This window comes from Symmachiella dynata (assembly GCF_007747995.1).
Lineage (GTDB): Bacteria > Planctomycetota > Planctomycetia > Planctomycetales > Planctomycetaceae > Symmachiella > Symmachiella dynata.
In genome coordinates this window covers 5317007-5339404 of sequence record NZ_CP036276.1, presented here as the reverse complement: position 1 = coordinate 5339404, position 22398 = coordinate 5317007, and the positions used below count along the sequence as shown (strand labels likewise).

General features: G+C 55.8%; 10 protein-coding genes. 6 read left to right on the top strand and 4 right to left on the bottom strand.

All coding sequences use genetic code 11. From position 1 onward, the window contains the following. Window positions 1-77: 77 nt before the first annotated feature. Window positions 78-1553, top strand: coding sequence for a DUF1501 domain-containing protein (locus Mal52_RS20190; protein ID WP_145378323.1), 1476 nt, complete (start codon window positions 78-80; stop codon window positions 1551-1553). 154 nt (window positions 1554-1707) lie between these two features. Here Mal52_RS20190 and Mal52_RS20185 read toward each other — a convergent pair whose 3' ends face one another. Then, window positions 1708-4338, bottom strand: a complete 2631-nt coding sequence (locus Mal52_RS20185) for a M16 family metallopeptidase (RefSeq protein WP_197534353.1) — start codon at window positions 4336-4338, stop codon at window positions 1708-1710. Between the two features lie 680 nt (window positions 4339-5018). Here Mal52_RS20185 and Mal52_RS20180 point away from each other — a divergent pair. The 3 genes from Mal52_RS20180 (at window position 5019) to cheB (ending at window position 9234) form a co-directional block, all read left to right on the top strand. Continuing rightward, on the top strand, window positions 5019-7625 hold the full coding sequence (locus Mal52_RS20180; protein ID WP_145378321.1) for a hybrid sensor histidine kinase/response regulator: 2607 nt from the start codon (window positions 5019-5021) through the stop codon (window positions 7623-7625). After that, a complete protein-coding gene (locus Mal52_RS20175) occupies window positions 7622-8107 on the top strand; it encodes a chemotaxis protein CheW (protein WP_145378320.1) in 486 nt (161 codons plus the stop codon). Before Mal52_RS20180 ends, Mal52_RS20175 begins: the two co-directional genes overlap by 4 nt. Window positions 8108-8190: 83 nt before the next feature. Further along, a complete protein-coding gene (gene cheB / locus Mal52_RS20170) occupies window positions 8191-9234 on the top strand; it encodes a chemotaxis-specific protein-glutamate methyltransferase CheB (protein ID WP_261343697.1) in 1044 nt (347 codons plus the stop codon). 114 nt (window positions 9235-9348) lie between these two features. On the opposite strand, the gene Mal52_RS20165 is transcribed toward cheB, so the two are convergent. Beyond that, the gene (locus Mal52_RS20165; RefSeq protein WP_145378318.1) at window positions 9349-10971 is read right to left on the bottom strand and encodes an MFS transporter; all 1623 of its coding nucleotides are present in this window, start codon (window positions 10969-10971) and stop codon (window positions 9349-9351) included. A gap of 402 nt (window positions 10972-11373) precedes the next feature. On the opposite strand from Mal52_RS20165, the gene Mal52_RS20160 reads away from it, so the two are divergent. Next, a complete protein-coding gene (locus tag Mal52_RS20160) occupies window positions 11374-12678 on the top strand; it encodes an ArnT family glycosyltransferase (protein ID WP_145378317.1) in 1305 nt (434 codons plus the stop codon). A gap of 29 nt (window positions 12679-12707) precedes the next feature. Further along, complete coding sequence (locus Mal52_RS20155; RefSeq protein WP_145378316.1) at window positions 12708-16049, top strand: AsmA family protein; 3342 nt, start codon at window positions 12708-12710, stop codon at window positions 16047-16049. 57 nt (window positions 16050-16106) lie between these two features. On the opposite strand, the gene Mal52_RS20150 is transcribed toward Mal52_RS20155, so the two are convergent. After that, window positions 16107-17336 carry a protein-L-isoaspartate(D-aspartate) O-methyltransferase gene (locus Mal52_RS20150; protein ID WP_197534352.1) on the bottom strand — a complete coding sequence of 410 codons (1230 nt, stop codon included), beginning with the start codon at window positions 17334-17336 and terminating at the stop codon, window positions 16107-16109. A 476-nt stretch (window positions 17337-17812) separates the two neighbouring features. After that, entirely contained in the window at window positions 17813-22375 is a 4563-nt protein-coding gene (locus Mal52_RS20145) for an outer membrane protein assembly factor BamB family protein (RefSeq protein ID WP_197534351.1), read from the bottom strand. Between the last annotated feature and the right edge of the window lie 23 nt (window positions 22376-22398).

Below are 22398 nucleotides of genomic sequence, written 5' to 3'. Positions count from 1 at the left end.
AACATGAACACTACAATCGCCGACGCTGAATACCGTTCACAGAAATCATCTGTTCACAAGATTACGGAGAACCTGTCATGCTCGTGATTCCCGGACAACTTGGAAAAGACGTCTGCGATAAAAACGTCGGCCCTTCACGACGCGATTTATTGCGAGTCGGCGGCTCGGCCATGCTGGGCATGGGGCTGGGCACGATGTTTGATCTCCAAAACGCCGCGGCCAAAGGGCCGGAAGCGGTCGGCGGACCGGGTTGGGGGAAAGCCAAAAGCGTGATCATGATTTTCCTGCAAGGCGGCCCCAGCCACCTCGACTTGTGGGATCCCAAGGAAAACGTCCCCGACAATATCCGCAGCCCGTTTCAACCGATTTCCACCAAACTGCCGGGCGTGCAGTTCACGGAAATGCTGCCCAAATTGGCGCAGGTGAACGACAAAATCACAATGATCCGCTCCATGAGCTATACGCCCAAGGGGTTGTTCAATCACACTGCCGCCATCTATCAAATGATGACAGGCTACACCACGGACAAAGTCAGCGCCTCCGGCCAGTTGGAACCCCCGACACCGAAGGACTTTCCGAACTTCGGCTCCAACATCATTCGCCTCAAACCACCCACCGAACCAATGTTGCCGCTGGTGATGATGCCCCGCCCGCTGCAAGAAAGTAACGTTGTCGGCAAGGCCGGCACAGCGGGCTTTTTGGGCCGCGCGTACGACCCGTATTATCTCTATCCCGAAGGAGATGATATGAACATGAACAAGATGGACAACATTCGGGTCGATGACTTAAAGCTCCGCCCCGAGGTCTATGCCACCCGTCTGCAGCGTCGCGCCCGTTTGCGGGATTCGATCAACAAGGGCATGCCGCAAATTGAAAAAGCGGTCAAGCATTACAACCTGAACCAGTCGTATAGCCGGGCGCTGGACTTGGTCATCTCCGGCCGTGCCCGCGAGGCGTTCACCCTCGATCAAGAATCAACGGCGATGCGCGATCGATACGGCCGCAACACGTTCGGGCAAAGCTTATTGCTCGCCCGGCGACTAGTGGAAGCCGGAACCCGCGTGGTCGAGGTCGTCTGGCCTAAGGTGGCCAACTCGGACAACCACTCCTGGGACGTGCACTCCGGCTTGACTAAACGCATGAAAACCCAATCCGCACCGATGCTCGACGCGGGCCTCTCGGCGCTGTTCTCCGACCTGGACGAACGGGGACTATTGGACGAAACCATGGTCGTCGCCATCGGCGAATTCGGCCGCTCGCCGCAACGGGGAGTCAGTACCTCCGGCAACAGCAACACCTCCGACGGCCGCGACCACTGGCCCTACTGCTACACCGCATGTGTCGCCGGGGCGGGTGTCCACCAAGGCCGGATCCACGGGGCTTCGGACAAAACCGGATCGGGACCACTCAACGACCCGGTGCACCCGGGACAACTCTTGGCCTCGATCTACCATTCGTTCGGGATCGCCCCCGATACGATCGTCTACAACCACCTCAACCAACCGCGTGAATTGGTCAAAGCAGAAACCATCCCCGGCCTCTACCAAGCCTAACCAGCAAACTCGAGTATCCGGGAGGGCGAAGCTCCCGCTGAGCCGCGCACCACGTTTAGCGTAGCTATTCACACACAGCTGAGCATAACAACGCCCGGGGATAACGCGCGGCTCAATCCAAGCCGCGCGTTCCCGGAATGCTCATTGCTCGGGCTTACTTCTTCTCATCCGGTTTGGCCGCCTCATCCGGAGAGGCGTTCGGCGATGTCGTGACCACCAAGCCGTGCTGGAAATACGTTTGCACAACTTTGACCACATCGTCGACGGTCACGTCCGCGATCCGTTTGTCATACCCACGGTCATGCTCGTAGCCCAAGCCGTACAATTCATCAATGGCGGCTTGAAACGCCTGACCGCTGGGGGTGGTGTTTTTCATCGCGTGAGCTGCGATCAGTTTTCCTTTGACCCCTTCGAATTCCTCAGCGGGTACGCCTTCGTTTTTAATTTTCTCGATCGCCGCTTCAATTCGCCCGATCACATCATTGATCGATTCCGGCCGTGTTTGCGTGAGCACGTTGTAATAGCCCGGTGCGAAACCATTGATCTGAAAACCAAACACGTAGTAGACCAATCGTGCGCCGCGCAACTCCTCGTGCAACCGGCCTCCCGCGCCACTGCCGCCGGTCAAAATCCCGGAAAGCACCTCCAGCGAATCCCGCGATTTCTGGTCGTAAATACTGCAAATCGGATAACTGAGCATGATCATGCCCGTGTCTTGCTTTTGGTTTTGCAGATGTTCCGATCGCGACTTGGCCAGCGGCTGATTTTCGGGGAACTCAGGCCAATGGAACGAATCGGAACGCGGCAACGAACCAAACATGGTCTCCAACTTGGCTAGCGTCGCATCGACGTCGATGTCACCGAAAATGGCAATCACCATATTGTTGGGCACAAAGTAATCGGCTCGGAATTTGCGACAATCCTCCACCGTCAACTTCGAAACCGTCTCGACCGTACCGCTCACTGTGCGGTGGTAAGGCGAAGAATCAGGGATCTCCGACGCCCAGAAATCCAAAATTTCGGTTTGGGGATTAGCTGCCCGGGCTGCAATCCTCCGCAGATGCAGGCCTTTAACCCGTTCGAATTCTTCTTCAGGAAAGGTCGGTTCGACCAGCACTTGATGAACGTAATCCATGCTCGCATCGAAATCGCTCGCCAGCACCGACGATTGCAGATAGCTCGAATTGCGCTGGCTACTGACGGAAAGTGAACCACCGATGGAATCGAAGTATTCGTCGATTTGTTCCCCGGTGTACTTCTTGGTTCCGCGGGTCATCAACTGGCAGGCGAGTGACGCCAAGCCGCTGTCAGCATTCGTATCGCTTGTCGCACCCCCTTTGACGAACGCTTGAATCGAGACCAACGGCACCACGCTGTGCCGTTTGAGCAAAACAGTCAACCCGTTGGGGAACTGCTTGCGGATAATCTCAGATTCGGCCGGTGAGCTGTCCGAGGTCGCTTGCCGTTTGGCGCCGCTGCCCAACGGTTCGATGATCACGGTATTCATCCGTTGGGAAAGAAAATACTTCCGAGCGACGTTGCGAATTTGTTCGGCGGTCACCGTCTGAATGCCGGCAACGTATTGGTCGTCAAACAGCGGATCGCCTGTCGACCGATAACTGCTGGCGAGCATCTCGGCTTGGTTTTGTACGGTTTGTTGTCCAAAAACGTGCTCGGCCGCCTTTTGGCGTTTCACCTTGGCCAACTCGGCTTCGCTGACTTCGGTGGTTTTTAGTTTATCGACTTCTTCGAGAATAATTCGGCGGACCTCATCGAGGTTCTCAGGAGCACACTCCGCTGTAATCTGGAACCAGCCTTTGACAAATCCAGGAGTAAACGAAGAACTGGAGACCGATGTTGCCAACGGCTGATCGATTTTCAATCGCTTCGCTAACCGTGAACTGTCACCGTGCGTCAAAACAAATGCCGCGACATCCAGCGGATACAGGTTCGGGTCTTGCAGCGGGACTGTCGGCCACGCCAGACTGATCTGCGCCGTGGGGCCTTCCATCTCCACACGAATCGTCCGCGGCGAGGCTTGATCCGGCTCGACGGGCAAGATCGGTGCGCGTTCGGTTGTGCGATGGAAGTCTTTGAAGTCCTTGAGCACTTCGTCCAAAACGTCGTCGGTGTTCACGTCTCCCACCACGATAATGATCATGTTTTGGGGCACATAGCGGTTGTGATAAAAATCGATCACATCCTGACGCTTGACCTGTTGCACGACCGGCAGATAGCCAATGGTGGGGTGCCGCATGGGGTGGACTTGATAGATAAGTTGCTTCATGCGGTTGTAGCTGACCCGGCGGCGTTCCTGTTCGCCTTTTTCCAATTCCCGCTGCACGACCCCCATCTCGCGGAGGTATTCGTCTTCGGGAATCGTAGAGAACTGCATGTTCTGTGCGATTAATTCCAGAGCCAGCGCGGTCTTGTCCGCCGGGCAATCGATATAAAACGCGGTGATGTCATTCGATGTGTAAGCATTGGTGCGTCCCCCCATCGAATCGACGAGCGCCCGGACTTCTTTTTCGGGTCGGATGGTCGTCGTGCCGCCGGCGACCAAATGCTCTAACATGTGGCTCAAGCCGGCTCCCATGTCCTTGCCTTCAAAGGCACTGCCCGTATTCACAACATAGCTGCGGACGGTGGCGACTGGTGCCGCATGATTCTCCTGCACGATCACGGTCAAGCCGCTGGACAATTTGGCGAGCGTCACGCCCTTGCCCAAAGACTGCCGCGAGGCGTAGTGAATATCGATATTGGCTCGGTGCTGTGGTCCATTCACGGGGGCAAGTCCTCTCTGCGGGGAAGTATCCTGAGCGTGAGTTGTCGCCACCGCAACTCCCACCATTCCAAAGACGCACGCGATTCGAAACATCATGGCCATTCCTTTTGTCATTCCGTTGCTGTTGTCCGCAGGCGCGTAAGCACGCCCGATTACCGAATCACCAAACATACCGACCAGTTCACTGTGGGCCGCATTGTAGGCCAGGAACTAAGCAGTCGTAAACCGCGTATCGCTCATCCCTGGTACTCCTGACTCAAAATAGGGATGTCACAGTCATTCACCCCCCGGCAAATTGGATTTGATAAACGGCCTGAGGTCCTGGTCAGAGAATGATCACACGATTGACTTCGTACTGATTCCTATCCCATCGCAATTTGGCAGTCAACAGCCAAGGTGTTGTACCCGAGCAAATGCGGGCGGAAAACTCACCGCGTCTTAACACATTGCACAGTTCTGCCGATTTGAATTGTCTACCAAGATGTCTGTCTCAAGCCAAACCGGCAGGGAAGACGATAGGCGCTAAGGAAAAGTACCAAGGCATGCATCCCCGCGGAAATTGCGTCCTCAGCTTTGAGGAAACTCGTTCCTATCTCAATTCAAAGTTTTGGAATAGGTACGATTGTTCCTGAACGGTTCGTCCGGCCAACCGCATCCAAATAGCAAAGAGTGCCATCAGCATGGATGAAGAAATCCTCCAGGAGTTCCTTGCCGAGAGCATGGAAAACCTGTCGCAACTCGATAACGAAATCGTCATCTTGGAAAAGCGACCGGACGACGACGACCTGATCGCCAGTATTTTTCGTACGATTCATACGATCAAGGGGACCTGTGGGTTCATCGGCCTGACCGGTTTGGGGTCCGTGGCGCATGCGACGGAAAACGTGCTGGGCCGGATGCGCGATCGTGAACTGCGCGTCACGCCGACATCCATCTCACTCATCCTTGAGGGAGTCGACGAAATCAAGGAACTCCTGCACGGACTGGAAACGACAGGGCAGGAACCAGTCCGCGACAACTCCCAATTGATCGCCCGTCTCGACGAATTGATGCAGTCGGCCGATGGAGATGCCGGTGACGTGCCTGTCGAGAGTCGTGATGTGCCTGATGAGATCAGCGAGGCTCCCGTCGAAGCAACGCCTGTGACCGAATCAATAACACCACCAACCGTTGAAGACAGCAAACCCGTTGCCGCACCGACGAATACACAGGAAGAGGCTGTGGATCCTTCCAAAAAAAGCATCAGCGACCTGTCGATTCGCGTGAATGTGGATGTCCTGGACAGCTTAATGAATCTTGTGGGCGAGCTGGTTCTGACTCGAAACCAACTCGTGCAAATGGTTCGCGGCGACGACGAATCGATCTTTGCCGCTCCCATCCTGCACCTCAATCGCGTGACAACCGACCTGCAGGAAGGGGTTATGAAAACCCGCATGCAGCCGATTGGAAACGCTTGGGGCAAATTGCCGCGATTAGTGCGTGACCTGGCTCAGCAAACCGGGAAGCTCATCGAATTGGACATGCGAGGCGCCGAAACGGAATTGGACCGTACGGTGCTGGACGCCATCAAAGATCCGCTCACGCATATGGTGCGTAATTCAGCCGACCACGGTCTCGAATCAACCGCTGATCGCCGCGCCGCCGGCAAACCCGAAGCCGGTCTTGTCCGGCTCAATGCCTTCCATGAAGGGGGGCATGTGATCATCTGCGTCGATGATGACGGAGCGGGCATCAATGCCGAGCGTGTGCGACAAAAAGCTGTGGAAAATGGCATCCTGACCGACGCAGCCGCGGCCGGAATGACTGAAAAGGATCTGGTCAACCTCGTCTTCGCTCCTGGTTTCTCAACAGCTAAGGAAATCAGTTCCGTATCGGGACGCGGCGTGGGCATGGATGTGGTCAAAACTCAAATCGAGCGGATTGGTGGTACGGTCGACTTAACGTCGCGCCGCGGGATTGGCACTGAAGTGCGAATCAAGATCCCACTGACGTTGGCCATCATTTCGGCATTGGTCGTCGAGAGCGGTGGGTATTCCTTTGCCATTCCGCAATTGACGATCGTCGAACTGGTCCGCGTGGCCGCTGAGGATCGCCACAAAATCGAAACCATCAATCGCAATGAAGTTTATCGACTGCGCGACCGACTGCTGCCATTAATCCATCTGGACCGCGAATTGGGACTGGATGATGAGCATGCAGGCGAAGAACGGGATGTGAATATTGTTGTCGTCCAAGCCGGCGACGAGCAATTCGGCTTAATCGTCTCAGAAGTGTTCGATACCGAAGAAATCGTCGTCAAGCCAGTGGGACACCTGCTCAAGGACATTGCCATCTATCAGGGCACAACAATCCTTGGGGATGGGCGTGTGATCATGATTCTCGACGTCGCAGGAATTGCCGCGCAATTCGACGGCGGTTCGATTACGACCGAAGCGGAGCGCCAACGCGGCGAAGCGGACCAAGAACACGCCGGCAATACCACCACCATGTTGGTATTCGACGCCGGGGAAGATTCGACCATGGCCGTTCCGTTGTCTCTCGTTTCACGACTCGAAGAATTCCCCACAGAGACAATCGAACGCACGGGCGAACGGATGGTTGTGCAGTATCGCGACAACCTGTTGCCCTTGTTGCCCATCCACCCCACCGCATCCAACGATGCGACTGATCAAGTTCAGCCTGTGGTCGTGTTCTCCGAAGGGGACCGCTCGATGGGACTCGTCGTCAAGGAAATCTTGGATATTCGCGAGGAACCGTTGGTCATCCGCATGCCAAGTTCACGGCCCGGTGTTCTGGGAACGGCGATCATCAACAACAAAGCGACGGACGTGATCGACGCCCAGTACTATGTCGAAATGGCCGACCCGGATTGGTTCCAGAAAAAGTCCCAGTCCTCAGACGAACGCGTGCTGGTCATTGATGACTCTGTGTTTTTCCGGCAGTTGGTGACCACCACATTGGAAACCGCAGGCTACCACGTGAGCGTCTGCAATTCAGCGGTCGATGCCGTCGAGGCGATCGAAAACGGTGAGCATTTTGATCTCATCATCTCGGACATCGAAATGCCCATGATGGACGGGTACGAATTCGCGCAATGGTATCAGCAGCGCAGTGACGATATGCGGGCGCCCCTGATTGCATTGACGTCATTAAGCGGTGCCGGTTTGGAATCGAGAGCACAGCAAGCGGGCTTCGCGCGGTGCCTTACGAAGTTGAATACGCAGCAGTTCCTCAGTTGCGTCCAGGAATTGTGTCACCAACGAGGACGACAAGGAGCAAGTGCATGAGCCAATCAGCAACCCTCACCGCGCCCTCGGGCAGCGCCGACTCGATCAACGACCAACTTGATTACCTCAACCAATTTGTCTCGTTTTCGGTCGACGGTCAATTGCTGGGAGTACCGGTCAATTCCGTTCAAGAAGTCTTGAACCCACAGTCGATTACCCGTACGCCCAAAGCCAAGCCGGAAATCGCGGGCCTGTTGAACCTGCGCGGGCAGATCGTTACCGCGATTGATTTGCGAAAACGGCTGAAATTACCGGCGCTGGAAGGTGACCGGCAAAGCATGAACGTCGTCGTTCGCTTCAACGATGAGTCCTATAGCCTGTTGGTTGATGAAGTGGGTGAGGTCATCAATGTCTCAGGCGAAACCCTACAGCCGCCACCTCGAAACTTGGACGCGCATTGGAAACCAATCACGTCTGGAGTCTATCGATTACAGCACCGATTGATCGTGATCATCAACGTTACGAATCTGTTGAACTTCTAGGTCAATCGTCATTGATTTTGCCACCTTGACGGACAATTCCCGAACGTAATCTTAGAATTAGGTGTGTCTTGACACAAACTTCCGTGAGAGTATTGGTTGTGGACGATTCGGCTGTCGTGCGCGGACTGTTGGTCCGGGCATTGGACACCGATCCCTATATTACGGTCGCTGGCACTGCCATGCACGGGTTGGCCGCATTAGAATTTATGCGAAAAACCCCCGTAGATGTTGTCGTCCTTGATGTCGAAATGCCTGTGATGGACGGCGTCACCGCGCTACGAGCCATTCTGAAGGAATTTCACAATACGCAGGTGATCATGGCCAGCTCCATGACCTATGAAGGGGCCGAGACAACCATCCAAGCGCTCACCATCGGCGCAGCTGAATGTATCGCCAAACCGGTTGCCAAAAATGCCGCCGATAGCATTGCCCAACTCTCGCAACAATTGCTGCCGTTGGTCAAAGCACTCGGGCAACACAGTACACAGACGGCGGCTCCAGAAAAACCGGTTCTTGTCACCCCCACAACGACCGCAGCCATACCAAAAATCTTGGTCGTGGGAGCCAGTACCGGCGGCCCCAAGGCGCTTTCATCGTTGGTGGCAGGACTGCCGGTCGACTTTGATCTCCCGATCCTGATCACCCAGCACATGCCCCCCATGTTTACACCCATGCTCGCCAAGCATCTGGAGAAGGACGGCGGGCGTCCCTGTTGCGAAGCAACGAACGGCATGCTCATCGAACGGGGGAAAACCTATGTGGCGCCGGGCGGATTTCATATGGCCATTGATCGCCAAGACAAACGCATGGTGACCGTGCTCAATGAAGAACCGCCCGAACATTTTTGTCGGCCCTCGGTCAATTTCTTATACCGCTCCGCCGCCCAATGGTACGGCCAATCAACCTTGGCAGTGATGTTGACCGGCATGGGAGAAGACGGGATCGAAGGTGCCCGCGAACTGGCCGCCGTGGGAGCCCCCATCATTGTGCAAGACAAGGCCACGAGCGTCGTTTGGGGTATGCCGGCCGCCATTGCCAACGCCGGTTTGGCCGACCAGACCCTCCCGTTGGATCTCATCCCCAACGCTATCCAACGGATTTGCCGCCAAGCAATGGCTGTGAAATAGCTGGCTCAGTTTTTTCGTCAACGGTGCCGGCATCGTTGCGAATGCGCAACAAAAAACCGGTTGCAGGCAACATCGTCGCCGGCAACCGGTGAATTTCAATTCTGCCTCGAGGCGTCACGCCTCACCAGGCGCCTCGGAGCCGCTGGTGAATTTTGTAGCCTCCTCCGCATCGGGATGTCCGGCCAGAATCTCTGCCGTATAACCCCCCTTCGATTTGAAGTAGGCGATCAACGCTAAGTAGCAGACCAGCATGATACAGGGGAAGATCGCCACAGTTGCTAGCGTCGCTTTTTTCGAGAGCAAGACGTATTCTTCAACAGTCTTCTTCTCCTCAGCGGGGAGTTCTTCCTTCTTTTCGGGATCGACCGCTGTGTAGGGACCGAAGACGCTATTCTTTTCACTGGTGATCTGTTCGTAGATCGCAGGTTGGGCTTGCTTGAGGTGATCGGTCACGTTTTCTTCCTGGAGCAGGCCGAAAAACGGTGCGCCCAGCACGCCCACTCCCAACATACCCACGCCACCAGTCGCATTGAGCGTCAACGCTCCCCCCTTCGGGAACCGTTCCGACACCACGCCCAACATGGTGGGCCAGAAGAAGGTTTTCCCGAATCCGTAGAGAGTCGCCGCCGCCAGAATCATGATTCCCGCCGCCTTGGAGAGAGCCAAGAGACCAACAGCTGCAATCACACAACTGACCGCCAATAATCCCAACGGCGAGATCTTGTGCACGATCGGTCCGGCGAAAAACCGCAAGACCATCATGATGAACGACGTGTAGACCAACACCCAAGCGGCATTCATCCCCAGCGTCGCCATTTCCGGTTCCATCAAACTGGTGATCCAGCTATCCGTTCCGATTTCAGTCGTGGCCAGCGGAATCATGATCAACAGCAAGAAGATAAACATCGGTCGGCCCAGTGCTCGGACATAGAGTCCAAACGGCACAACGACCGCCGCAACAACCGCCCATTGGATGGTTGGAGAAAAGCCAAACACGCTTCCCAGAACTTCACGCACAATCAACATGGTGACGATCAACGCTCCCAAGATGCCGAATTCTTGGAGCATCTCGCGGTAACCGCTCCCTGCGGCCACCCGTTCTGAGAGAGGGAATTTGCACTGCAGCATCATGATGCCGTAGGTCAATACGGGCAAGAAAATCAAACCGACTTTCAACCGCCAGTCGATGTCGCCCATGGCGATCGTCAACAGTCCGGCCAACACAAGTCCACCCGGCCAACCCGCATGCAAAATGTTGAGCCATTTGGTCTTTTCGCGGCTAAACAAAGTCGCCACAACCGGATTGATCACCGCTTCGACCGTACCGTTACCGAGTGCGAAAATCAGGTTGCCGATATACAGCATCCAGTATCCGGCGGATTTGCCCGCAGCGATTTCAGCGGCAGAAGCTCCCTCAGGTGCTAAGACCATCGGGGCACAGATCACGACCACCGCATAGGCGATGTGAGCAAAAAAGGCGAACGCCATCGCTCGTCCATAGCCGATTTTGTCGATCACCAAGCTGAACAAAATAATGCTGACCCCCATGGGCCACACGCCGACGCCGGCAATTTGTCCTTTTTCAACATCGTCCAGACCAAACTGCGTGCCCCATTCATCAATCAACACACCGCGAACCATGAAACCAAAGGCGGTGGCGATCAATGCGATAAAACAGGCCCAAAACAAATACTTTTCGCTGTGACTGGACTGGGTTGCAGGTGCTGCATCACTCATAGGTGTCTCCGTTTGACCGTGACCGCGAAACTCAACGCGGCACCGAATGGCATCAATAACATGAAAACCAGGTGTGGACCTGTTGTCGGGAATCTTAAGAGAGTCACCATTGGAACCGCTCGCACAGGTGAACGCAACTCTAGCGAGCCAATTTTGTCTGCTCGGCTGATGTCACGCGACACGCTCTCTCAAAATCCCCGCATTTCCGCACGCTAATTTTGAGATACAGCGTGGCGATCAAATCGTGTCCTTCTTTCACATTCAGCCATCGCGACACATCTTCGGAACTCAAAACCAGTTACGCCGTTATCGACGCATTGGGCTGCGGAACATTGCCCTTGACCCCCACTTCCCGCTGCCGATACCATCCGCCGATTTCTCAGGACCCGGTATTGAGCCACCATGCCCGATTTCAACTGTTGGAAGAGATGGTTGTTGATCGTCATGACGGTCGCGTTGACTTTGCGCGTAGGCGCAGCTGCTGTACTGCAATTTCAACTCGACAAGCAACCGGGCCGTCAATTTCTCATCGCCGGGGATGCGACCGGGTATTGGACGTTGGGAGAACAATTGGCCAACGGCAAACCATTTGAACTCTATGTCCCTCCGCGGCGGATCATGCGCACTCCCGGATTTCCCTGGATGCTGTCGCTCGGCATGCGCATGTTCGGTGACGACATCATCTACATCCGGCTGATGTTAGCCCTCGTCGGAACAGCTGCGTGCGGATTGGTTTTTTGGTTAGGCAAAGAATTGGTCGACCCAGAGACAGGTGTCATCGCTGCGGGAGTCGCCGCCATCTCACCCGCATTTGTGGGATTCACACCGCTGATCCTCAGTGAAACGCTCTTCGCCGCCACCATGCTGTTGAGCCTGATCGCAGTTGCGAAAATTCTCAACCTCAATCAGCAGAATCCACAGACCAGTCGGCAACGGTACATTTGGGCTTTTTTGGCCGGCGTCTTAGTGGGCATCGCGACGCTCGTCCGCCCCAGTTGGCTGCTCGTGGGTCCTGGATGCGCATTTTTATATTGGGCTCTCACACAGCGCAATCGACACGGCTTTTGTCTAGCAGCAATGCTCTGCCTCGGCTTGGCGGTTTCGCTGGCCCCTTGGACGATTCGCAATTATCGCCTGACCGGGCACATCGTACCGACCACGTTGTGGGTCGGGCCGAGCCTCTATGACGGAATGAACCCACAGGCCACCGGCGATAGCGACATGGCGTTTGTGGAACGGGACGGCGTCTACCAGCGGATGTCGGAATTCGATGCGGATCAATACTACCGTGACGCCGCCTGGAAATACGCCGCCGCCCACCCCGCGCGTATCGTGCAGTTGGCGGGTATTAAACTGGCTCGCTACTGGAGTCCTTGGCCCAATGCCGCACAGTTCCGCACTTGGTATTTGATGATTCCGCTCGCACTTTTTTTTGCAGCCATCATGCTGGCCGCGATTCGCGGTGGTTGGTTGTCGCGGGATCGATTTTGGCTTTGCTTGCTCACTGCCGGACCGATCGTTTATTTCGCCTGTATCCATGCCCTGTTCATCGGTTCCATTCGATATCGCCTCCCGGCGGAGTATCCATTGCTGGTGCTCACCGCGATCGGGATCCGCTCGTTTCTGCCGATCTTTACCAAAACTAGTCCCCACGACACTCAAGACTCAGCCGAACCACGTCCCGGCGAGTCGTTGTCGCTCTCATAAAGTCTATTTTCAGCGAAAGCGAGTCAAGGATGGCAGCCATTCGCAAAACCTGTACTTGGATTTTTGTACTACTCGTGATCGTTGTCGCGGGCGGGGGCGGGTACGGCTATTGGTTTTTGTCGCAAAGCGATGAACTCGTACGTGCGACGCTGCTAGAAAAACTGGCCGCCGCAGCGCCCGATTGGCAGGCCGACATCCCCGAAGCCCGCATCGACCTGTGGGGACGGGTACGGGTCTATGATCTGACGCTTAAGAACCTGGAAAACCGCCGGCCCACCGTGCTGCTCCCCGAAACCATCGTGGTTTTGGACCGGAGTCGTCTGGCCGACCAAGAAGTCGTGATTCAACAGGTCCGCTTATTGCGGCCCGAATTGGAATTGGTCCGCGACCGTGCAGGGCGTTGGAATCTCGAGGGAATCAAGCCGCCGCCCGAGTCAAAATCGCAACCTGAGATCTTCGTCGAGCAGGGAGCAATCACCCTCCGCGTTACGCATGAAGATGGCCAGCTCTCTCCGGCAATGACGCTCCGCGACGTCAATCTGGAACTGACTCCGACCGGCAAAAAACGCTATCGCATCAAATCCGATTTCCAATTGGATAAAGCCGGAGCCATGCAGTTGGATGGTGAGTTCGATCTAGTTGCCAAAACCTGGGAAGCGAACGGCTCGATCCAAGAGTTGCAACTCGATTCCGACCTAGCCAAAGAACTCGCGGGATTTTTCCCAAAACAAGTTCGCAAACTCGACGAACAGACAAGCAAATTGTTGGCCTCCAAACGCGACTCGCTCGCCCCCACGGTGGCGGACCAGGTGGCGCAACTCGACGATCGCAAAGCAACTGACGGGTTTGATGCGATGACGGATCGGATCTTGCTCGCCGCGCAATTGAACGCAAAGACCGAAATCACTTTTCAGGTCAGGCAATGGGAACAAGGCGCGCCGTTGCAATATGGCGCAAAGATCGCCATCTCCGAAGGCCGGCTGCAAAGCGTGTTTTTGCCGTTTGAGCTACTCGACCTGGGGGGGAACATCTTCGTCAACAATACGCGGATCAATGCCCAAGCACTGACCGCGCGCAACGGCACTACCAACCTGACTGTCGATGGCAATTGGGCGTTTCAAGAAGCGGATGCCCCGGTGAAAATCGACATCGCCATCAATGACCTGCCGGTCGACACCCGTCTACGAAGCCGGCTGCCCGCCTCATGGAAAAAGTATTACGACGACACTCGCCCCGGCGGCCGGATTGATGTGGCTGCTCACCTGGAATACGACCGCGTCAATAGTTGGGAACACAGTTCGCGGGTGACGATCAAAAACGGCTCGATGCAGCATGTCAAATTTCCCTATCCCGTGACAAACATGAACGGGTGGGTGGTTCAAGAAGGGCCGAAGTTGACAGCCAATGTCGAAGGCATGGCGGGAGACCGTCCGATCACGATTGCCGCCGACGTGCGGCACCCCGGTCCGTTGGCGGAATCGACGGTCGATATTCACGTCACGGGGTTGCCCATTGATGGCAAACTCATCAACGCCTGCAGTCCGCCCGCCCAAAAAGCAATCCACCAATTGAACCTGCGTGGCACCATCGACGCCGACGTGAGGTTGTACCGCCCGCCGGGACCGGGACACAAACACCAACCGCATCTCAAAGGAAGGTTGCACGACGGCACTGTGACCTGCGTCCAGTTCCCCTATGAACTCAGAGATGTCAACGGCCTGATGGAATGGGATTCCGAGGATTGGACATTCCAGCGCATGACCGCCACGCACGGCACCACCCAAGTTTGGGGCGGGGGCAGTTTCATCAAGCGCAACGGCGGACTGTTGGACATGCGACTGGTCGCCAAGGATGCGTCGTTTGAATCCGAAGAGTTGTACTACGCACTGCCGGAGGCGATGCAACAGTTGACCAGAGAATTCGAACCGCAAGGCCGCTTCGACATCGACACCCATATCCGTTGGACGCCCGGCACGATTCCTGTCGTGGACATCCACCAGTTGGATCTCAAAAACGATTCCATCAAACTCCGTTCCTTCCCCTTTCCGTTCTACGGCGTGACCGGTCGCGTGTCCGTCATGAATAACCCGAATATGAATCAACGGGACATCATCATCACCGGGCTCACTCCCAACCAAGGCCTCACCGCTAAGCATGGCGACGACAAAAACATCGAACTACGGGGGAGCGGCGAATACTATCCGCACGGCGAATGGCACATCAGCTTAGACAAATTGACAGTCGACGATCTCGACACAGGAAACCGATTCCGCAAAGCCTTGCCGAACACCTTGCGGGCATTCTTTGAGGCGACCGACCCGCGGGGACACAACATCTCTGCCGATGGGCGTCTCGCTCTGCGAGGCACCCCCGGGCCGCGTGAAATGATGGTCACAGCCAAATGGGACATCGACATTTACCATTCGGGCACCTCGATCACCGCCGGTGTCGGCCTGGATGACTTGTTCGGCCGCGTGAACCTGAATGGGGAATGGAACGGCGAAGCCATTATGGGCACCGGTTGGCTCGATTTGGATTCGGTGACGATCGATGGTTATCAATTAACGGATATCGCCGGTCCGATGTATTTCCAAAACGAACAATTTATCATCGGTTCGCGGGCCGTCGCCAGCGACGAAAAAGCCGCCGTCGGACCGACAGCGCCCGACGACCAGGACCGCGTTACGGCCAAGTTCATCGGCGGCAAATTAGTGCTCGACGGCATCGCCACGTTGGACGAAAACAACGCGTATAAAATCAAAATCCATATCAAAGATGGCCGCGTGGAACGGTATACCGAACGGTACGCCCCCAAACAAAAGCAGTTGCGCGGCGTGATCAACGGCAACGTGGTGTTCGAGGGACGCGGCTCTGATCCCAATAGCTTTCTTGGTCGGGGAAACATCAGTATCAACCCGGCGGCGCTCTATGAATTGCCTGTGATTCTACAGATGACCAAGGCCTTGAGTTTTCTGCCGCCGGACAAGACGGCATTCGATCGCGCGTTTGTCAAATTCGAATCCACGAAGCATGAATACTTCTTCCAGCAGATCGATTTGGCAGGGGACGCCATCAGTTTGCGAGGTCGCGGACGAATGCGACAGTCTGATGGCGCGCTCGATCTCGACTTCTACTCCACCCAGCCGCGCAACAAACTACCCGTGCCGATCGTGGGAAATCTTGCCGCCGGACTGACTGAAAATTGGGTCTACGTCAAGGTGACCGGCACGACCGCAGACCCGAAGATTAATCAATCCGTCATCCCCCGATTGGACGGTCTGGGACGGAGCCTGCTAGGGATTCTCGGACCGCAACAACCGACGCAGCGTCCAACTAACGCCAACCGCGGCCGCATTCAACCACGCCGTTAAGGCGGCCATCGAAGCCGAACAAACAGCGGCAACCCGATGCGGAATCGCTGCCTGAGCTTATCGGGGTGCGATCCGGATATCATCCACACACAGCGTGCCGAGCCCGCCATTCAGGCCAACACGAAGAATGGCTTCCGTGGCATGCCGCGGCACTTTGACGGTTTCGCGGACTTCCTTCCACGGAAACGTGCCGGTCCAAGGTCCAACAACGGCGTCGCCGACCACCTGTCGCGATTGATCGTAGAAGTAAACATAAATCGCCGGCAATTCGTACTGCAACGGCCCTTTGCGTCCCGCCTCGAGTCGCACGAACAAACTGATATCCAGGTGCGAGATCTCGCTGCCGTCGATGGCGAAGCCTTGCAGGATTTGCGACCCGCGTCCCGGCGTATCATTCTGGAATTGCATATACGCCTTCCCCTCAGGCGCTTGGACCAAAATCCGTTGGTTTTGCCGTTGATAATGCCAACCCTCGGCGCGACCCTCTTCGTTCCCAGCCGCTTCGAACCCCCCATTGACGATTCGAGGATGCAACGGATCCGGTTGAACCTGACGCTCATCCTCCGCTTTACCTGTCATGGGAACGAATAACGTGGGAATCAACTGTTGCTTGACTAGCTCACCCTCTTGTTTTTCGAAGAGATAAAACACCTGTTGATGCCGCTCGCCCAAGGGAATGATCATCTTGCCCCCGTCCCGCAGTTGATCAATCAGCTTTTGAGGAACGTCTTCCGGCGAACAGGTGACGATGATTTTGTCGAACGGGGCATACTCCTCCCAGCCTTGGTATCCATCGCCCACTTTGGCCGTCACATTGTCGTAACCCAATCGTTTCAAACGCCGCGCAGCAGATTTACCCAGTGGCTCAACGATTTCGATCGTATAAACATGATCCACAATCTCGGCCAACACCGCCGCTTGGTACCCACTACCGGTGCCGATCTCCAATACGCGGTCCGATGGTTTGGGCTCGATGGTTTGCGTCATGTAGGAGACGACAAACGGCGGTGAAATCGTCTGTTTGAATCCGATCGGCAATGCCTGATCGTAGTAGGCGAGTTTCTGTAGCGACGTCCGCACAAACTCGTGCCGCGGTACGGCACGAATCGCCGACAAGACAGCTTCATCGGTGATCCCGTCGCGTGCTACGACGTTTTTCACCATCTTCAATCGCAGCTGACGAAATGCAGGCGTGTCTTTCGCCATGCCCCGCAAGGGCAGGGCTGCGATCAAGCAGACAGCCAGGGTGATTCCGAATCGCTTCCCGAAATCAGTCAGGACGAGCATGGTTTGGGTTCCCCGAGAATCGTGACTCTCATCGTTAAGAAGAACTTAAACCGCGGAACGCCCGCGTTAAGAACTTCGATGCGCTTCTAGATGGCCCAATCCTCATTTTACGACACAAAATGAGCGGCGGGAACCGCGAGATTCCCTTTGGGCGGCAATTCTGCCTATTTTTGTCGCACGCATTTCGGGAGTTTCTCTCGAGATCCTCACCCGCTGCCCCCCTAAAGCCACCCGTGCTACCAACGTTTCAAAGATTTATATCTTGCGCAAATTTTTTTACGTGCCGCGGCTTGTTGATGCTCAGGTGCACAGCGACCTTTTCGAAAATCGATGGCCAGCGACACGGGGCGCCGTGCTCGACGGCAAGCCGTCGGTTTGGGACGTTGCGGTTTCCCCCGCGAATCTGTATTTGATCTGTGTTCAATCGGTGGCTAAAAAACAGCGTCGTTTGGGGGGCGGCTCAACCGCGCTGGGGCTTACGGTCGCTCGGCCATCTGCAATGCGTCGCTGTCCAGCGCTGGCTGGTTGCGGAGTTGCAGGGAAATCCGGTTCTTGAGGCTTCGCAGCTCCAACCGGCGGTGATGCGGATCAAACGTCGCCTGGACGATACGATGCGAAAGAATATCGCGGCGACGACCGAGCAATTCCCCCGTGTCGGCGTGGTAGGCGGCCACTTGCAGGAAGAACTGGCCCCGCCAATTGACGCGGCTTAATGTCACCAGCACCGGTTCCTGGAAGTCGTCGATGCGGGGGATCACGCATTGCGGAATCCCGCGCGTCCACAATAACTCTCCATCCTTGCGGCGATAGACTTGTAACTCGCCGTTGATCCGTGTGTGGGGCAGGTAGGTTTCTCCTGCGAAGGAATTCGCCTGCCATGCTCCGCGAACATGCCGTTGCATATTTACGTAGATGCGGTGTTCGTCTTGAAAAATCGAAAGATGCCGTATCCCACTCGCCTCTTCCGCCGTAAGCGGAACGTCCAATTCGACCCGGCCGGTCATCCCGTTGATAACTCGCAGTCCCCCTGTCTGTTGGCAGAGAAAGGCAAAGCTATTCGAGTAGGAAACAGGAACGATGAGCGGATTACGATTTGATCGCACCGCTGTGGTTGACAACACCGGTTCATTGCAGAGGAATTCGTCGGTCAATGGATCCCACAACCGCAAGTAGCGGATCTCTCCTTCTTGGGCAACATGCAGAAAATTGCGTCCAAACAGTTTTCGCTGTTGGGTCAGCTCGATCTCCAGCGTCCCTTGCCGCAGTTCTCGTCCGGTCGCCGTCTCGTAGACAGTGAATGATTTTTTGTCGCGGCCCATCATCACCAAGACATCTTCGTCGCCGAAGAGGCCATGTTCTCGGTCGGCCATCAAACCGCCGCTCGGTTGAATATCGTTGCGCTGCCAACGGACCTTGCCCGTGGCTGGATCAAGGACCAGCAACTTTTGCGGCGATTGAAAGGCAACGAACGTAAACCCGGCCGGTCCAGGTAGAATCGTCCCGACATTTTCCGAGGCGCCAGCTGCCACCGTTGTCCACGAAACGGTTTTCTCAGCGGGCTTCAATCCATTTTTACCCATGGGCTGAGCGGGATTCAGCAGCGACACACCATGCATCACTCCCCCTTCATGGCTTCCCGCCGCGAAGAAATGTCCGGAGAAGGCTTGATTCACCGCACCGGCCGACGGAGCAACGGCTCCCTTCGGCAACCGTAGGACTCCCACAGCCATTCCCAGTTCGCGATGCACCTGCCACAAATCGGTACTCGGACGTCGTTTGCCCGTGGGCCGTAAGTCAAAGCCGCAATCGTATGGGACGTTGAGCGGACGCCAAAAATTGGAGTAGACGTTTTCTAGTTGGAACTGAGGGGAACGGTCTTCGCTGATCCCGACTCCCGTAATTTCCGCAGTCGCGCGGAGAGGCGAAAGCGCAGCTTGGAATGTGCGGTCGCGGCGTCCCAGTTGCTGAACGGCCTGTGCACCCGTCAATCCTGATGCGACCTCTTCGCGGGCAAAATGTTCTCCCAAGTCCCGCGCCATTTCCGCCGACTTGGTGTACAGGTGACGGTCGGCGTACAGTTGGGCCAGCGCCCATGTCGCAGTCGCGGCAATGGAATAGTCGCCGTCACGACGGCATTTGTTGAGTAGCAACTCTGCGGTCTGGAATCGACCTTCGTTCAACTCCAATTCCGCCAATAACAAACGTGCGCGATCGGCTTCTTCAAAGTTCGCAAAATTCGCCAAGAAACGCCGTAGCGGTTTAATGCGTCGCTTAGACAGCGCGGTTTCCAGACGTTGCGCAATCTGCGATCCAATCCATCCCGCCGTTTCGGGGTCGGCTTGGCTCCACATGCGGCTAAAGAAATCGGGAACCCACGAGGCTTGTGTGACGAGATGCGTTTTGTCGGTGCCCAAGGGAACCGGTTCGGTCAAACCCAAATCTGCAAATTGCAGTGCCGCATCGACTGCTTCTTCAAAATGCTGTTGGCGAAGTTCGTATTCCCCTTTGTGCACTAAATAGCGGGCGCGCTGCATGGGAGAGTGCGTCACTTCGCTCAACTCTGCCAGCAGCACCGGTTCTTCAGTCGAAGGCGAATGCAACTGCAAATACAACGCTTCCCACAGTAATGATTCGGCGTCCTCAATCCGATCGACCGGCATTTCCTCTCGCAGCGCCGATCGCAGGTGCCGCTTCGAAGATTCCAAACGACCAAGAATCAATTCCAACTCACCCGCTTGCAATAAATCCGTAGCAGACGCTTCTTGACGGCTAATGCGTGCGGTCAATTCTTGAAGATGCGGCTCCGTCTGCGGAAACGCCGTCAATCGATCATGCACCAGGGAATAGATAATGTCATCGTGGACGGCGAGATTGCCGATCGCATCCTTGGCCAAAATGGTCGACAGTCCTGATTTTTGACCGGTAGCAATGTTCAGATTGGCAACCGTCCCATTCGCGAGCGGCAAAATATATTCGTCGCCCAGTTGGACGCCGCGTCCGGAGCACATCCCGGTCCGCACTTCCCAACGAACTTCACCGGTTGCAAGATCCAGGCCACGGCATTTGTGACGTCCCACGACGAGGATTGTTCCCCGATCAACGGTGGCAACGTACTCGCTGTCATCCCGTGGCGCTTTCCAATTTCCGTCGCCAGTTGCTAAATCAATGCTATGAATAAAATTCGACTGCCGCGGCATGGTGATCACATTGCCTTCGGCAATCAACGGCAAGTCGGGATAACCGACGTACCCGTGTGGAGTGTGCCGACGAAACGGCATGCTGCCGAATTGTTTTTTCGGCAGCAGGTCACCGTAATAATAAACCCAGAGCAATGAGCCAGTCGTTTCATCCACGCCGACAATGACGCCCAACTGCGTCGGACAAACAAGAATGCCTTGAGAATAAGACGGCGTGCAGGGGAGTGCGTAACGGTGGCGATCCTGGTCAATCGACATATCCACCAGAGCGATTCCTTGCGACCAATCCACCTCACCGGTGCTTGGATCCAAGGCGGTCAATTTCACTTGATGCCGATATTCAGAAACCACGAACAACCGCCCATGCAAGGGGAGCGGCGCGCCGAGGAAAAAGTGTCCTGCCAAGTGATCGGGCTTTGAGGTTTTCGATTCCGATTCGACTCCACCCACCGACCATGTCGGCGACTTCACTAAACCATCCGATTGCAATGGCAGTGCAATCAAACGATTCGACTTTCGTCGATCCCTGCTTGGATCCTCGACCACTTTTCCACCGATCACCCGTGGTGGATTCCAGCTCAATTCTAATTCATCAATAGCGAAAACGTGTTGCCCGTCACTGGACAACATGCCCCAACTGGCATTGCCGGCCAACAGCCAGTTCCAGTCGGCCCGTTTTCCGCGGCTCTTGGCATGTTTGATCTTCGTCAGCGACGATTCGCAGACAAAATTCCAGCGCGAGGCTCCGGTTTGCGAATCGAGCGACTGAATTCCTTGGCGATCCCGCAGTACGACTTGGTCACCGACGGCGATTGGATAATGCGCAATCGCGATCGGCTGTCCGTTTTCACGTTGGTCTTTGGACCACTTGGCAATCTTCTCGTTGACATCGACCTCGACCGTGGTTGCCGTTTTTCGATTGAAAAATGCATGTTGCCATAGCGGTCGCAAGTAAGGCGAACTCCCTGCGTGGTTGGCAATGCGACTGGGAGTCCCCATCACCATCGGCCACAGGGCGGCCCGCGCATTGGTTTCGTCGTTGTATCCAGCGTACGTCAGCGAATTGTCGAAAGTACTCTGCGGGTCCGTTCCGTTGGCAGTCACGACTCCAGCACCGGCTAGTATTTCCTCAGCACGCTGGGATTGCCCACTGCGGCGAAACGCGATGGCCGCCTTGACCCGATGGACTTGTCCGATTCGCCGGGCGTGCACGCGACTTTCAAACACGCGATCCCAACACCGCGCCGCTGCGTCGTAGTTCCCATGATCCGCCCACCAAGTGGCTAAGCGATTCGTCGCTTGAAATCCGGCATCCGTATAAAAGTAGTCGCGACTCACTTTTTGGACCGACTGCACGTTGCCGTCTTGGACCGCCTTTTGCAAGTGATGTTGGGCGACAGGACCGAACAGGACTTCGTAGCGTCGCCAAATAGAAACGGCGAGTTGTTCAAACGACTGTTCCGCCTCCCTGCGAGCACTGCGGGGATCAGCTTGACTGGGGTCGTAAAGAAAACTGTCCTCGTTGTGTTCCCACACACGTTGGAGTTGCGCCAGCGCTTCGTCATTTCGACCGGCGGTCATTAGCCGTTGAGCGGCATCGATCCACAGACGCAATTCGCGATTGCGAAACACAAATTGCCGCAGCGCCTCGCGCTGTTGTTGTGCTTCAGCTGGAGAGATCTCGCGCGGAGTGTCGGCGGTATTCGCAGGCAGCCGGGCCACCCTTTGAACCTGGACTCCGTCCTCCGCCGAGAGCATCATGCCCATATCGGCTGACGAGAGAAACAATACCGCGCTGGCAGCGAAGCATGTCGCCACAAGCGGAACAAATTTGACACGCATGCGATGCATGGCTTCCCCTTTCA

Excerpts from the sequence above, each read along its gene's own strand:
- Mal52_RS20190 (WP_145378323.1), top strand. The coding sequence starts at position 78 with ATGCTCGTGATTCCCGGACAACTTGGAAAAGACGTCTGCGATAAAAAC.
- Mal52_RS20180 (WP_145378321.1), top strand. The coding sequence starts at position 5,019 with ATGGATGAAGAAATCCTCCAGGAGTTCCTTGCCGAGAGCATGGAAAAC.
- Mal52_RS20175 (WP_145378320.1), top strand. The coding sequence starts at position 7,622 with ATGAGCCAATCAGCAACCCTCACCGCGCCCTCGGGCAGCGCCGACTCG.
- Mal52_RS20165 (WP_145378318.1), bottom strand. The coding sequence starts at position 10,971 with ATGAGTGATGCAGCACCTGCAACCCAGTCCAGTCACAGCGAAAAGTAT.
- Mal52_RS20160 (WP_145378317.1), top strand. The coding sequence starts at position 11,374 with ATGCCCGATTTCAACTGTTGGAAGAGATGGTTGTTGATCGTCATGACG.
- Mal52_RS20155 (WP_145378316.1), top strand. The coding sequence starts at position 12,708 with ATGGCAGCCATTCGCAAAACCTGTACTTGGATTTTTGTACTACTCGTG.
- Mal52_RS20150 (WP_197534352.1), bottom strand. The coding sequence starts at position 17,336 with ATGCTCGTCCTGACTGATTTCGGGAAGCGATTCGGAATCACCCTGGCT.
- Mal52_RS20145 (WP_197534351.1), bottom strand. The coding sequence starts at position 22,375 with ATGCGTGTCAAATTTGTTCCGCTTGTGGCGACATGCTTCGCTGCCAGC.